Origin of the sequence: Rubrivivax benzoatilyticus JA2 = ATCC BAA-35 (assembly GCF_000190375.1) — a bacterium.
Classification (GTDB): Bacteria; Pseudomonadota; Gammaproteobacteria; order Burkholderiales; family Burkholderiaceae_C; genus Rubrivivax; species Rubrivivax benzoatilyticus.
Genome location: NZ_AEWG01000005.1, coordinates 33,021 through 45,164, shown reverse-complemented (window position 1 = coordinate 45,164; position 12,144 = coordinate 33,021). Strand labels below are relative to the sequence as shown.

15 protein-coding genes are annotated in these 12,144 nt (G+C 70.1%); 11 read left to right on the top strand and 4 right to left on the bottom strand.

Annotated elements, in window-relative coordinates; all coding sequences use genetic code 11:
* The 8 genes from RBXJA2T_RS00620 to fliR form a co-directional block, all read left to right on the top strand.
* Positions 1 to 506, top strand: a 506-nt coding sequence (locus tag RBXJA2T_RS00620; RefSeq protein WP_009855368.1) for a flagellar hook-length control protein FliK, incomplete at its 5' end; no start/stop codon positions are given.
* Positions 507 to 665: 159 nt separating this feature from the next.
* The gene (locus RBXJA2T_RS00615) at positions 666 to 1,259 is read left to right on the top strand and encodes a flagellar basal body-associated FliL family protein (RefSeq protein ID WP_009855367.1); all 594 of its coding nucleotides are present in this window, start codon (positions 666 to 668) and stop codon (positions 1,257 to 1,259) included.
* Between the two features lie 10 nt (positions 1,260 to 1,269).
* Positions 1,270 to 2,274 carry a flagellar motor switch protein FliM gene (gene fliM, locus RBXJA2T_RS00610; RefSeq protein WP_009855366.1) on the top strand — a complete coding sequence of 335 codons (1,005 nt, stop codon included), beginning with the start codon at positions 1,270 to 1,272 and terminating at the stop codon, positions 2,272 to 2,274.
* The gene (gene fliN / locus RBXJA2T_RS00605) at positions 2,267 to 2,701 is read left to right on the top strand and encodes a flagellar motor switch protein FliN (RefSeq protein WP_009855365.1); all 435 of its coding nucleotides are present in this window, start codon (positions 2,267 to 2,269) and stop codon (positions 2,699 to 2,701) included. Before fliM ends, fliN begins: the two co-directional genes overlap by 8 nt.
* Before the next feature lie 10 nt (positions 2,702 to 2,711).
* Positions 2,712 to 3,065, top strand: a complete 354-nt coding sequence (locus RBXJA2T_RS00600; protein WP_009855364.1) for a FliO/MopB family protein — start codon at positions 2,712 to 2,714, stop codon at positions 3,063 to 3,065.
* A complete protein-coding gene (fliP, locus tag RBXJA2T_RS00595; RefSeq protein WP_009855363.1) occupies positions 3,055 to 3,813 on the top strand; it encodes a flagellar type III secretion system pore protein FliP in 759 nt (252 codons plus the stop codon). The genes RBXJA2T_RS00600 and fliP overlap by 11 nt, the downstream gene beginning before the upstream one ends.
* Positions 3,814 to 3,824: 11 nt before the next feature.
* Positions 3,825 to 4,094 (top strand): flagellar biosynthesis protein FliQ, encoded by a 270-nt coding sequence (gene fliQ, locus RBXJA2T_RS00590; RefSeq protein ID WP_029718837.1) that lies wholly within the window; start codon positions 3,825 to 3,827, stop codon positions 4,092 to 4,094.
* A gap of 34 nt (positions 4,095 to 4,128) precedes the next feature.
* Positions 4,129 to 4,890 carry a flagellar biosynthetic protein FliR gene (fliR, locus tag RBXJA2T_RS00585; RefSeq protein WP_009855361.1) on the top strand — a complete coding sequence of 254 codons (762 nt, stop codon included), beginning with the start codon at positions 4,129 to 4,131 and terminating at the stop codon, positions 4,888 to 4,890.
* A gap of 91 nt (positions 4,891 to 4,981) precedes the next feature.
* On the opposite strand, the gene folE2 is transcribed toward fliR, so the two are convergent.
* The 4 genes from folE2 to xseB form a co-directional block, all read right to left on the bottom strand.
* Entirely contained in the window at positions 4,982 to 5,782 is an 801-nt protein-coding gene (folE2, locus tag RBXJA2T_RS00580; protein WP_009855360.1) for a GTP cyclohydrolase FolE2, read from the bottom strand.
* 115 nt (positions 5,783 to 5,897) lie between these two features.
* A complete protein-coding gene (gene dxs / locus RBXJA2T_RS00575; RefSeq protein WP_009855359.1) occupies positions 5,898 to 7,784 on the bottom strand; it encodes a 1-deoxy-D-xylulose-5-phosphate synthase in 1,887 nt (628 codons plus the stop codon).
* A gap of 108 nt (positions 7,785 to 7,892) precedes the next feature.
* The gene (locus tag RBXJA2T_RS00570) at positions 7,893 to 8,783 is read right to left on the bottom strand and encodes a polyprenyl synthetase family protein (RefSeq protein WP_009855358.1); all 891 of its coding nucleotides are present in this window, start codon (positions 8,781 to 8,783) and stop codon (positions 7,893 to 7,895) included.
* The gene (xseB, locus tag RBXJA2T_RS00565) at positions 8,768 to 8,998 is read right to left on the bottom strand and encodes an exodeoxyribonuclease VII small subunit (protein ID WP_009855357.1); all 231 of its coding nucleotides are present in this window, start codon (positions 8,996 to 8,998) and stop codon (positions 8,768 to 8,770) included. The genes RBXJA2T_RS00570 and xseB overlap by 16 nt, the downstream gene beginning before the upstream one ends.
* A 225-nt stretch (positions 8,999 to 9,223) precedes the next feature.
* Here xseB and RBXJA2T_RS00560 point away from each other — a divergent pair, with 225 nt between their 5' ends.
* The 3 genes from RBXJA2T_RS00560 to RBXJA2T_RS00550 are packed head-to-tail and all read left to right on the top strand — an operon-like array spanning position 9,224 to position 12,079.
* A complete protein-coding gene (locus RBXJA2T_RS00560; RefSeq protein ID WP_009855356.1) occupies positions 9,224 to 10,336 on the top strand; it encodes an aromatic ring-hydroxylating oxygenase subunit alpha in 1,113 nt (370 codons plus the stop codon).
* Complete coding sequence (locus RBXJA2T_RS00555; protein ID WP_009855355.1) at positions 10,333 to 11,241, top strand: DMT family transporter; 909 nt, start codon at positions 10,333 to 10,335, stop codon at positions 11,239 to 11,241. Before RBXJA2T_RS00560 ends, RBXJA2T_RS00555 begins: the two co-directional genes overlap by 4 nt.
* Before the next feature lies 1 nt (position 11,242).
* Positions 11,243 to 12,079, top strand: a complete 837-nt coding sequence (locus RBXJA2T_RS00550; RefSeq protein WP_009855354.1) for a sulfurtransferase — start codon at positions 11,243 to 11,245, stop codon at positions 12,077 to 12,079.
* The last annotated feature ends 65 nt before the right edge of the window (positions 12,080 to 12,144 follow it).

Here is a 12,144-nt window from a genome sequence, read left to right as displayed (position 1 = left end):
CCCAGACGAGCCCGGCGCAGCAGGCGGCCACGCCCGAAGCCCGGGCGGCGGCCACCGCCACGCCGTATGCCGCGCAGATCGCCGCGCCGGTCGGCTCGCCGGACTTCGCGCCGGGGCTGTCGGCCCAGGTCAGCGTGATGCTGCGCGAAGGCCTGCAGGAGGCCCGGCTGCAGCTCAACCCGGCCGAGATGGGCCCGATCACGGTGCGCATCCAGGTCGAGGGCAGCAGCGCGCAGGTCGTCATGGCGGCGCAGCAGGCCGACACGCGCCAGGCGCTGGAGCAGGCGCTGCCGACGCTGGCCGGCGCGCTGCAGGAGGCCGGGCTGACGCTGACCGGCGGCGGCGTCTTCGAGCAGCACCAGGGCCCCGCCCGCGACGACACCGAAGGCGGCCGCGGCACGGCCGACGCGGGACGCACACGCGGCGACGGCGGCGGCGACGAGTCCGTCGCGGCGGCCGCGCCGGCCCGCGCGCACACGCGCGGCATGCTCGACACCTACGCCTGATCACCCGCGGCGGCGGCACCGCCGCCACGGGCTTTAGACGGGCTTTCGGGCCGCTTATCGGCGCTTTCGCCGGCGGCGCGCCCCGAATAATTCCTTCCAAGCCCGTCGATGGCCGGTCATCGGCCACGACGGGGATCCCGACAGGAAGGAGTCCGCCCGATGGCCACCGCCGCCCCCGCCGCAGCCGCTGCAACCGATGCGGTCGCGCCGAAAAAAGGCAAGAAGAAGCTGCTGATCATCGTCGGCGCGCTCGTGGCCGTGCTCGCGATCGGCGGCGGCGCCGCGGTGTTCCTGCTGAAGAAGCCGCACGCCGACACCGAGGAAGGGGCCGAGGACGCCGAGCCGGCGAAGGCCGAGGTCAAGCACGACCCGAAGTCGGCGCCGACCTTCGTGCCGCTGGACCCGTTCACCGTGAACCTCGCCGACCGCGATGCCGAGCGCTACGCCCAGGTCGGCATCACGCTGGAGGTCCGCGACGCCAAGATGGGCGACACCATCAAGGCCTACATGCCGGCGATCCGCAACAACATCCTGATGGCGCTGGCCGACAAGACCGCCGCCGATCTGTCCGACCGCGAAGGCAAGGCCAAGCTCGCCGAGCAGGTGCGCCGCGAGACCGCACGCGCGATGGGCTACGAGGTCGAGGAGCCCGACGACGAGGCCGCCGCCGAGGACAAGCCGAAGAAGAAAAAGAAGAAGACCGAGGAGCTCCCGATCTCCGCCGTGCACTTCTCCAACTTCATCATCCAGTGACACCCGCTCGATGAACCAGCAGATCCTTTCGCAGGACGAAGTCGACGCACTGCTGCAGGGCATCACCGGCGAGAGCCAGAAGCTCGAGCAGGAAGAGCAGACCGCCGGCGGCATCCGCGACTACGACCTCTCCTCCCAGGAGCGCATCGTCCGCGGACGCATGCCGACGATGGAGGTGATCAACGAGCGCTTCGCCCGCAACATCCGCATCGGCCTGTTCAACCTGATCCGCAAGTCGCCCGAGGTGTCGATCGGCGGCATCAAGGTGCAGAAGTTCAGCGCCTTCCTGCGCGAGATCGTCGTGCCGACGAACTTCAACCTCGTGTCGGTGAAGCCGCTGCGCGGCTCCGGGCTGATCGTCTGCGACCCGAACGTCGTCTTCGCCGTCATCGACGCGCTGTTCGGCGGTGCCGGCAAGTTCCACACCCGCATCGAAGGGCGCGACTTCTCGCCGACCGAGCTGCGCGTCATCCTGCGCCTCGTCGAGTGCATCATCGCCGAGTACAAGAAGGCCTGGCACGGCATCTACCCGCTCGAGCTGGAGTACCAGCGCTCGGAGATGCAGCCGCAGTTCGCGAACATCGCCACGCCCAGCGAGATCGTCGTCTCCACCGCGTTCACGCTGGAGATCGGCGACACCTCGGGCGCGGTGCACTTCTGCATCCCGTACTCGACGCTGGAGCCGATCCGCGACGTCCTGTACTCGACGATCCAGGGCGACTCGGCCGAGCCCGACCGGCGCTGGGTCAACCTGCTCAAGCACCAGATCCAGGCCGCCGAGGTCGACCTCGTCGCCGAGCTCGGCCACGCCCCGGCCACCGTCGAGCAGCTGCTGTCGTTCAAGCCGGGCGACTTCATCGAGCTCGACCTCGACCCGATGATCCAGGCGAAGGTGGACGGCGTGCCCGTCTTCGACTGCCACTACGGCACGACCAACGGCCGCTACGCGATCAAGATCGACCGACTGCTGACCAGCTCCAACGTGGGCTGGCTCGGAGACCACCACCATGGCTGACACCAACATGTCCGAAGAGGACCGCATGGCCGCGGAATGGGCCGCCGCGCTCGCCGAGAGCAAGGAACCCGAGGTCGCCTCGGAGGTGCGGGCACCGGCCGAGACGGTGGCGCCGGCGGCGTTCACCAACTTCGGCGCGTCGGTGCCGGCTTCCGGCTCGGGCAACGACATCAACATGATCCTGGACATCCCCGTCCAGCTCACCGTCGAACTCGGCCGCACGCGCATCCCGATCAAGCACATCCTGCAGCTCGCGCAAGGGTCGGTCGTCGAGCTCGACGCGCTGGCCGGCGAGCCGATGGACGTGCTCGTCAACGGCTACCTGATCGCCCAGGGCGAGGTCGTCGTCGTCAACGACAAGTTCGGCATCCGGCTCACCGACATCGTCACGCCCAGCGAGCGCATGCGCCGGCTGTCGCGCACCTGAGGAGCCCCGCGTGGACGCTTCCGCCGGTTTCGGCGCCCTCTTCTCCTTCGCCGTCGTCATCGCGCTGATCCCGGTGGCGCTGTGGCTGCTGCGGCGCACGCCGATGGGCCGCAACGCCTCGTCGGCCGGGATGCGCACCGTCGCCGCGCTGCCGCTGTCGAACACCCAGCGCATCGTCACCGTCGAGGTCGGCAGCGGCGAGGAGCGCCGCTGGCTGGTGCTCGGCGTGACACCGGGCGCGATCAGCACGCTGCACACGATGGCGCCGCAGGACGAGGCCCCGGCGCCGGCCACCGGCACCGGCACGCCTTTCGGCCAGATGCTCGGCCGGCTGCAGCGCCGCGGGGACCACGATGCGCGCTGACCGTCTGCTGCGCGGGCTCGGCACGGCCGCGCTGCTGGCGCTGCCGGCGGCCGCCTTCGCCCAGCAGGCGCCGGGTGGCGGGCTGCCGCTGCTCGTCGGCCAGGGCGCCGGCGGCACCAGCTACTCGGTGCCGATCCAGACGCTGCTGTTCTTCACGGCGCTGTCGTTCATCCCGGCGCTGCTGCTGCTGATGACCGGCTTCACGCGCATCGTCATCGTGCTGTCGCTGCTGCGCCAGGCGCTGGGCACGCAGGCCGCGCCGCCGAACCAGGTCATCATCGGCATGAGCCTGTTCCTGACCTTCTTCGTCATGTCGCCGACCTTCGACCGGGTCTACGACCAGGCCTACAAGCCCTTCGCCGAGAACCAGATCGCCTTCGACGAGGCCTTGAAACGCGGTGAGGTGCCGATGCGCGAGTTCATGCTCAAGCAGACGCGCCAGAGCGACGTGCAGCTGTTCGCCAAGCTGGCCAAGCTGCCGGCCGAGGTCAAGAGCGAGGACGTGCCGCTGCGCGTGCTCGTTCCCGCCTTCGTCACCAGCGAGTTGAAGAGCGCGTTCCAGATCGGCTTCATGATCTTCATCCCGTTCCTGATCATCGACATGATCGTCGCGAGCGTGCTGATGAGCCTGGGCATGATGATGCTGTCGCCGGTGCTGGTGGCGCTGCCCTTCAAGCTGATGCTGTTCGTGCTCGCCGACGGCTGGAACCTGCTGCTCGGTTCGCTCGCCGCCTCCTTCGTCACCTGAAAGCCGCCGCCATGGACGCACAACAAGTCCTCTCGATGGGCCAGCAGGGCCTGTACCTGCTGCTGCTGGTGTCGGCGCCGATCCTGCTGGTCGTGATGGCCATCGGCCTGATCGTCAGCGTGCTGCAGGCGGCCACGCAGATCAACGAGGCGACGCTGAGCTTCGTGCCCAAGATCGTCGCCGCCGTCGCCGTGCTCGGCTTCGCCGGGCCGTGGATGATCACGACACTGGTCGAGTACCTGCAGCGCACGCTGCAGGCGATCCCGAGCGTCGTCGGCTGAACGTCGCCCGCCCCCGCACCCAAACGCGCCGGCCGTGATCAGCTTCGACGAGGCCCAGATCCTGGGCTGGATCACGCCGCTGATCTGGCCCTTCCTGCGCGCGCTGGCGCTGTTCACCGCGATGCCGGTGCTGGGCACGCGCAGCGTGCCCACGCGCGTGCGCATCGGCCTGGCCGGGCTGATCGCGTTCGCCGCGCAGCCCTCGCTGCCGGCCGTCGAGCCGGTGCCGCTGGACTCGCCGCAGGCCTTCGTGCTCGTCGTGCAGCAGGTCGTGATCGGGCTGTCGCTGGGCTTCGCGGTGCGCATCGTCTTCGCCGCCGTCGAGTTCGCCGGCGAGATCGTCGGCCTGCAGATGGGGCTGAACTTCGCCGCCTTCTTCGACCCGATCCGCGGCGGCACCGCCACCGCGACGAGCCGCTTCTACGGCACGACGATCGCGTGGCTGTTCATCGTCATCAACGGCCACCTGCTGGTCATCGCCGCGCTGGTGCAGAGCTTCACCGCCTTCCCGGTCGGGCCCGAGCCGTTCGGCTTCCTGAAGGAGGCGCGGCCGCACCTGTGGGCGGCGGAGATCTTCTCGACCGGCGTCTGGATCGCGCTGCCGCTGCTGGCGATGCTGCTGTTCGTCAACATCGTGCTCGGCGCGGTGTCGCGCGTAGCGCCGCAGATGAACGTGTTCTCGGTCGGCTTCCCGATCACGCTGGGCGTCGGCCTCGTCGGCATCCTGCTGACGCTGCCGGCGATGCAGGGGCCGTTCACCGTCGCGCTGGAGCGGCTGCTGGCCTTGTTCCAGTAAGGACGCCGGGGTCAGGACGCCGGGGTCAGGCACCTCGGACGCCGGGGTCAGGTACCTTGGTACCTGACCCCGGTATTTCGAGTATTTCGCCTCAGCGCTCGATGCGCGCCCAGGCGGAATGGTTGTGAATGGACTCGAAGTTCTCGACGTCGACGACGTAGCGGCCGATGCGCGGCTCGCGGTTCAGGCGCAGCGCGACGTCGCGCACCAGGTCCTCGACGAACTTCGGGTTCTCGTAGGCGCGCTCGGTGACCCACTTCTCGTCGGTGCGCTTCAACATCGGCCAGATCTCGCTGGAGGCCTCGTCCTCGGCGAAACGCACGAGTTCGTGCCACTCGACGGGCTGCAGCAGTTCGACGCGGATCGTGACGATCGAGCGCTGGTTGTGCGCGCCGTAGTCGGAGATCTCCTTGGAGCACGGGCACAGGCTCTTCACCGGCACCGCGACCTCGGCCCACAGCGTGGTCTTCGGCGTGTCGCCGTCCAGCCGCGTCTCGGCAATCCAGCGGCCCTGGTAGTCGAGCAGGCTCTGCAGGCCGGAAACTGGCGCGCGCTTTCTCAGGAAGAACGAGAACGAAGCCTCGACACGGCCTTCGCGCGCGCCGAGCTTGTCGAGCATCGCGGCGTGGCGGCGGGCCAGCGCGGCGGCGTCCAGCGGTTCGTCGAGCGCGTCCAGCCACGCGACGAAGCGCGACATGTGCGTGCCCTTCTGCTCGGCCGGCAGCGCGACGTCCAGCGTCCACGACGCCGCCGTCGCCTGCACCGCGCCGGCCACACGCAGCTGCAGCGGGTAGCGAACGTCCTTGACGCCCACGCGCTGGATCGCGACGTGGCGCTCGTCGCGCGCGCTCTGGGTGTCGGGGATGTGGAGGGCGTCGGTCAGGTTGGTCATGTCGGGCTGAATGATGCCTGCGTTCGGCAGCGCGGACGGTGCAAGGGTTTCCACGCAGCGTTCAATCAAGGCGAAGGCCGCCCGCAGGCGGCCTTCGGGTGCGGGCGCAGCCGGCTCAGCCGTTGACCGCGGCCAGCGCCGGGCGGCTGGCGAAACGCTTGACGATCGAGGCTTCGATGCCCTCGGCGTCCAGGCCCATCATCGACAGCAGCTTGTTCGGGTCGCCGTGTTCGGTGAAGCGGTCGGGAATGCCCAGCTGCAGCACCGGCGTCGTCACGCCGGCGGCGGCCAGGCACTCGAGCACCGCGCTGCCGGCACCGCCCATCACGCAGCCTTCCTCGACGGTGACGATGGCCTCGTGGCGGCGCGCCATCTCGAGCACCAGCGCCTCGTCCATCGGCTTCACGAAACGCATGTCGACGACCGTCGCGCCGAGCTTCTCGGCGGCGGCCAGCGCCGGGTGCAGCAGCGTGCCGAAGGCCAGGATCGCGATGCGCTGGCCTTCGCGGCGCACGACGCCCTTGCCCCATTCCCATTCGCCGAGGCCGGTCTCGATCTCGGCGCCGCAGCCGCTGCCGCGCGGGTAGCGCACGGCAACCGGCTGGTCTCGGCGATAGGCCGTGGTCAGCGCCTGGCGGCATTCGTTCTCGTCGCTGGGCGCCAGCAGCGCGCAGTTCGGGATGCAGCGGATGAAGGCGATGTCGTAGACGCCGGCGTGCGTCGGGCCGTCGGCGCCGACGATGCCGGCGCGGTCCAGCGCGAAGACCACCGGCAGGTTCTGCAGCGCGACGTCGTGCACCAGCTGGTCGTAGGCGCGCTGCAGGAAGGTGCTGTAGATCGCGACGACCGGCTTCAGCCCTTCGCAGGCCAGGCCGGCGGCGAAGGTCACCGCGTGCTGCTCGGCGATGCCGACGTCGTGGTAGCGGCGCGGGAAACGCTTGTGGAACTCGACCATGCCCGAGCCTTCGCGCATCGCCGGCGTGATGCCGACCAGGCGCTCGTCGGCCTCGGCCATGTCGCACAGCCACTGGCCGAAGACCTGGGTGAAGGTCGGCTTGCCGCCGCTGCTCTTGGGGAAGCCCTCGGCCGGGTTGAAGCGGCCGCTGGCGGCGTGGTACTTGACCGGGTCGGCCTCGGCCATCTTGTAGCCGTAGCCCTTCTTCGTGACCACGTGCAGGAACTGCGGGCCCTTCTTGTTGCGCAGGTTCTCCAGCGTCGGGATCAGCGCGTCGAGGTCGTGGCCGTCGATCGGGCCGACGTAGTTGAAGCCGAACTCCTCGAAGATCGTGCCCGGCACGACCATGCCCTTGGCGTGCTCCTCGAAACGGCGCGCCAGCTCGAACAGCGGCGGCGCAGCCTTCAGCACGCCCTTCACGCCCTCGCGCGCGGCGGCGTAGAAGTTGCCGCTCATCAGCCGCGCCAGGTGCTTGTTCAGCGCGCCCACCGGCGGGCTGATCGACATGTCGTTGTCGTTGAGGATGACGAGGATGTCGGCGTTGACGCCGGCATGCGGCACGCCGGCGTTGTTCAGCGCCTCGAAGGCCATGCCGGCGGTCATCGAGCCGTCGCCGATGACGGCGATCGCCTTGCGGTCCTCGCCCTTCTGCTTGGCCGCCAGCGCCATGCCCAGCGCGGCGCTGATGCTGGTCGAGCTGTGGCCGGTGGCGAAGGTGTCGTACTCGCTCTCGTCGCGGCGCGGGAAGCCGGCGATGCCGCCGAGCTGGCGCAGCGTGTGCATGCGCTCGCGCCGGCCGGTCAGCACCTTGTGCGGATAGGTCTGGTGGCCGACGTCCCAGACGATGCGGTCGTGCGGCGTGTTGAACACGTAGTGCAGCGCCACCGTCAGCTCCACCGTGCCCAGGTTGCTGCCGAGGTGCCCCCCGGTCTGGCTGACGGTGTTCAGCACGAACTCGCGCACTTCGCGCGCGAGCCCGGGCAGGTCGCTGCGCGACATGCGGCGCAGGTCGGCCGGCGTCTGGATCGAATCGAGGATTTTGCTCATGTCAGTTTCCACCGCGCTGGACGAGCCGCGGCGCCGGTGACGGCACCACGAACCGCTCCCGAAGTCGCCCGCCTCCCGACGGCCGGCAACGGGGATGAAGCCGTCAGTTCAGTTCTCGCGTTCCACCACCTTGTCGGCGATCGCGGCCAGGGCTGCGCCATCGGCCAGGCCGGCGCGCGCCAGTGCCGCATGCGCCTGCGTGCGCAGCTCCTGCGCGTAGCGGCGGGCAGGCTCCAGGCCGAGCACCGAGACGTAGGTCGGCTTGTTGGCCTCCAGGTCCTTGCCGGCGGTCTTGCCGAGCTTGTCGGAGGCCTGGGTGCAGTCGAGGATGTCGTCGACGACCTGGAAGGCCAGGCCGATGGCCTCGCCGTACTCGGACAGCGCCTGCCAGGTGGCCGGCGCCGGCGAGCCGCAGGCCGCGCCCATCTGCACGCTGACCAGCAGCAGCGCGCCGGTCTTCTTGCGGTGCATCTCGCGCAGCGTGGCCTCGTCGAGCAAACGCCCGGTGTTGGCCAGGTCGATGGCCTGGCCGCCGGCCATGCCGGCGTGGCCCGCGGCACGCGCCAGCAGGCGCACCAGGCTGGCCTGCAGCGCCGGCTCGACGCCCTCGTCGGGGGTCAGGATCTCGAAGGCCAGCGCCTGCATCGCGTCGCCGGCCAGCATCGCCTGGGCCTCGCCGTACTTCACGTGCACCGTCGGCTTGCCGCGGCGCAGCACGTCGTTGTCCATGCACGGCATGTCGTCGTGCACCAGCGAGTAGGCGTGGATCAGTTCCACCGCGCAGGCACTGCGCAGCGCGGCTTCACGCGAGCCGCCCAGCGCCTCGCAGGCGGCCATCACCAGCAGCGGCCGCAGCCGCTTGCCGCCGTCGAGCACGCCGTAGCGCATCGCTTCGCCGAGGCCGGCGGGGGCATTGTCGGGAACCCAGGCTTCGAGCGCGGCTTCCACCGCGTCGAGCTGGCGTCGCGCCCATTGATCGAAATTCAGGGTGCGCTCCATGTCTTCAGCTGTCCATCGTCAAGTAGCTTGACCTGTTCCTCGACCGCCTGCAGCCGGTTGCGACAAAAGGTCAGCAGTTCGCTGCCGCGCCTGTAGCCGTCGAGCAACTGGTCCAGCGGCATCTGGCCGGTCTCCATCTGCTGGACCAGACGGTCCAGTTCGGCGACGGCCTGCTCGTAGCTGGCGGGCTCCTGCGGGGCGGGGACGGACGACATTCGGTGGGAACGTGACAGCAAGCCGGGCATTCTAGACACACGGCAGTGCGGCGCTCGGACACTCCGCCTGCCCCGCTGCGCCACCCACCCGGCCGGTACAATGGTCGGTTCGCCTGACGAAACCCATGCGACGCCACCGAGGGGCGCATTCGTCAGTCACCATGCCCGCCCGCGGGGCCACCGGGCGGGGGTTTGGACATCCGTCACGGAGGATCCCCTCGGATCATGTCTGACCTGAGCATCCGTCTCGAAGCTCTCGATCGAAGCACGTCTCAGCTTCCCGTCACCCACTATTTCGACGAGGGTCTGTTCCAGCAGGAACAGAAACTCATCTTCGAGTCCGGCCCGCGCTACGTCGGGCACGAGCTCGCCGTTCCCGCCACTGGCGACTATCACGCCCTCGTGCACGAAGGCGAGGGGCGCGCGCTCGTGCGCCACGAACGCGGCATCGAGCTCGTCTCCAACGTCTGCCGCCACCGCCAGGCGATCATGCTCAAGGGCCGCGGCCGCACCCAGGGCGGCATCGTCTGCCCGCTGCACCGCTGGACCTACGACCTGCAAGGCCAGTTGGTCGGCGCGCCGCACTTCGCCGAAGACCCCTGCCTGAACCTGAAGCAGTACCCGCTGCGCGCGTGGAACGGGCTGTTGTTCGAGGACAACGGGCGCGACCTCGTCGCCGACCTGGCCGGCATGGCGCCGCAGCCGCTGCTCGACTTCTCGGGCTACGTCTTCGACCGCGCCGTCGTGCACGAGTGCGACTACAACTGGAAGACCTTCATCGAGGTCTACCTCGAGGACTACCACGTCGGCCCGTTCCACCCGGGGCTGGGTTCGTTCGTCACCTGCAACGACCTGCGCTGGGAGTTCGGCGCGCACCACTCGGTGCAGACGGTCGGCGTGCACCAGGCGCTGGCGCGGCCGGGCTCGCCGGTCTACCGCCGCTGGCACGACGCGCTGCTCGCCTACCGCGCCGGCCAGCCGCCGGCGCAGGGCGCGGTGTGGCTGACGATCTACCCGACGATCATGGTCGAGTGGTATCCGCACGTGCTCGTCGTGTCCTCGCTGTTCCCCAAGGGCCCGCGCAAGACGCTGAACCTGGTCGAGTTCTTCTACCCCGAGGAGATCGCGCTGTTCGAGCGCGAGTTCGTCGAGGCCCAGCAGGCCGCCTACATGGAGACCTGCATCGAGGACGACGAGATCGCGGAGAGAATGGACGCCGGCCGCCACGCGCTGATGGTGCGCGGCGACAACGAGGTCGGGCCCTACCAGAGCCCGATGGAAGACGGCATGCAACAGTTCCACGAGTGGTACCGGCGGCAGATGAACCTGTCACGGTGAGCCGCGCGCAGCCGGCCCCGGGCCCGCTGCGTGCCCCCTTGCTGATCGCCGGCGCCGCGTTCCTGTTCGCGGCGATGGGGCTGTGCGTCAAGCTCGCGTCGGCGCAGTACGGCGCCGGCGAGATCGTCATGTACCGCTCGGCCGTCAGCGTCGTGCTGATGGCCGTGCTGCTGCGCGCCAGCGGCACGCCGCTGGCCACACGCGTGCCGGGGCTGCACTTCAAGCGCAGCGCCGCCGGCGTCGGCGCGATCTGCCTGTGGTTCTACGCGCTGGGCACGCTGCCGCTGGCCACGGCGATGACGCTGAACTACACCTCGTCGGTGTGGATCGCCGCCTTCCTCGTCGGCGCCGCCTGGCGCGGCGGCCAGCGTCTCGACGCCCGGCTGCTGGCCGCGGTGCTGGCCGGCTTCGCCGGCGTCGCGCTGGTGCTCAAGCCAACGATCGAATCGAGCCAGCTTTTGCACGGGCTGGCCGGGCTGGTGTCGGGGCTGCTGTCGGCCCAGGCGCTGCTGCACGTGCGCTCGCTGGGCCAGGCCGGCGAGCCCGAGCAGCGCATCGTCTTCTATTTCGCTGCCGGTGGCGTGGCGGCCGGTGCGCTGCTGATGTTCGCGTCAGGCGGCCCCAGCGCGCACAGCGCACGCGGCGTCGCGCTGCTGCTGGCCACCGGCGTGCTGGCCTCGGTGGCGCAGCTGATGATGACGCGCGCCTACGCCATCGGCCAGCCGATGACGAACGCGGTGCTGCAGTACCTGGGCATCGTCTATTCCTTCGGCTTCGGCGTCTGGCTGTTCGACGACCCGGTCACGCTGTCGGCGCTGGCCGGCATGGCGCTGATCGTCGCCGCCGGCATCGCCGCCACCTGGCTCGCCCGCACGCCCCGCCTCACCCCTTCCACGGAGACCTGAGATGAGCTTCACCACCCTTGTCAGTGCCGAGGACCTGCGCACCGCGCCGGCCGGCGTCGTCGTGCTCGACTGCGGTTTCGACCTCGGCGACCCGGCCGCCGGCGAACGCGCGTACGCCGCCGGCCACCTGCCGGGCGCGATCTACGCCCACCTCGAACGTGATCTGTCCGGCCCCAAGGGCGACGGCCGGCGCGGCCGCCACCCGCTGCCCACGCGCGAGGCCTTCGCCGCCACCGTCGGCGCCTGGGGCATCACGCCCGAGACCCAGGTCGTCTGCTGCGACGCCCAGGGCGGGCCGTACGCGGCGCGCGCGTGGTGGATGCTGAAGTGGCTGGGCCACGAGAAGGTCGCGGTGCTCGACGGCGGCCCGGCGGCCTGGACCGCCGCCGGCGGCGAACTCGTGAGCTCGGCCACCGCGCCGGCCGCCGGCGCGCCCTACCCGCTGAGCCCCGAGCCGGCGATGCCGACGATCACCGCCGAATCGCTGCTGGCCGCGCTGGGCCACGTGCGCCTCGTCGACGCGCGCGCCGGCGAACGTTTCCGCGGCGAGGTCGAGCCGATCGACCCGGTCGGCGGCCACATTCCCGGCGCGACCAACCGCTGCTTCAAGGACAACCTGCAGGCCGACGGCCGCTTCAAGCCCGCCGCCACGCTGCGCGCCGAGTTCGAGCGCTGGGCGACGCCGGCCGAGCAGGTGGTATTGCAGTGCGGCAGCGGCGTCACCGCCTGCCACAACCTGCTGGCGATGGCGCATGCCGGCTTCGAGGGCATGCGGCTGTATCCGGGCTCGTGGAGCGAGTGGTGCCGCGACCCCGCGCGCCCCATCGCTCGCGGCTGACTTCCATCAATCCAACCCCGCTTGCAGGAACCCCGGCCCTGCAGAACACTCGAAACATCGAACCC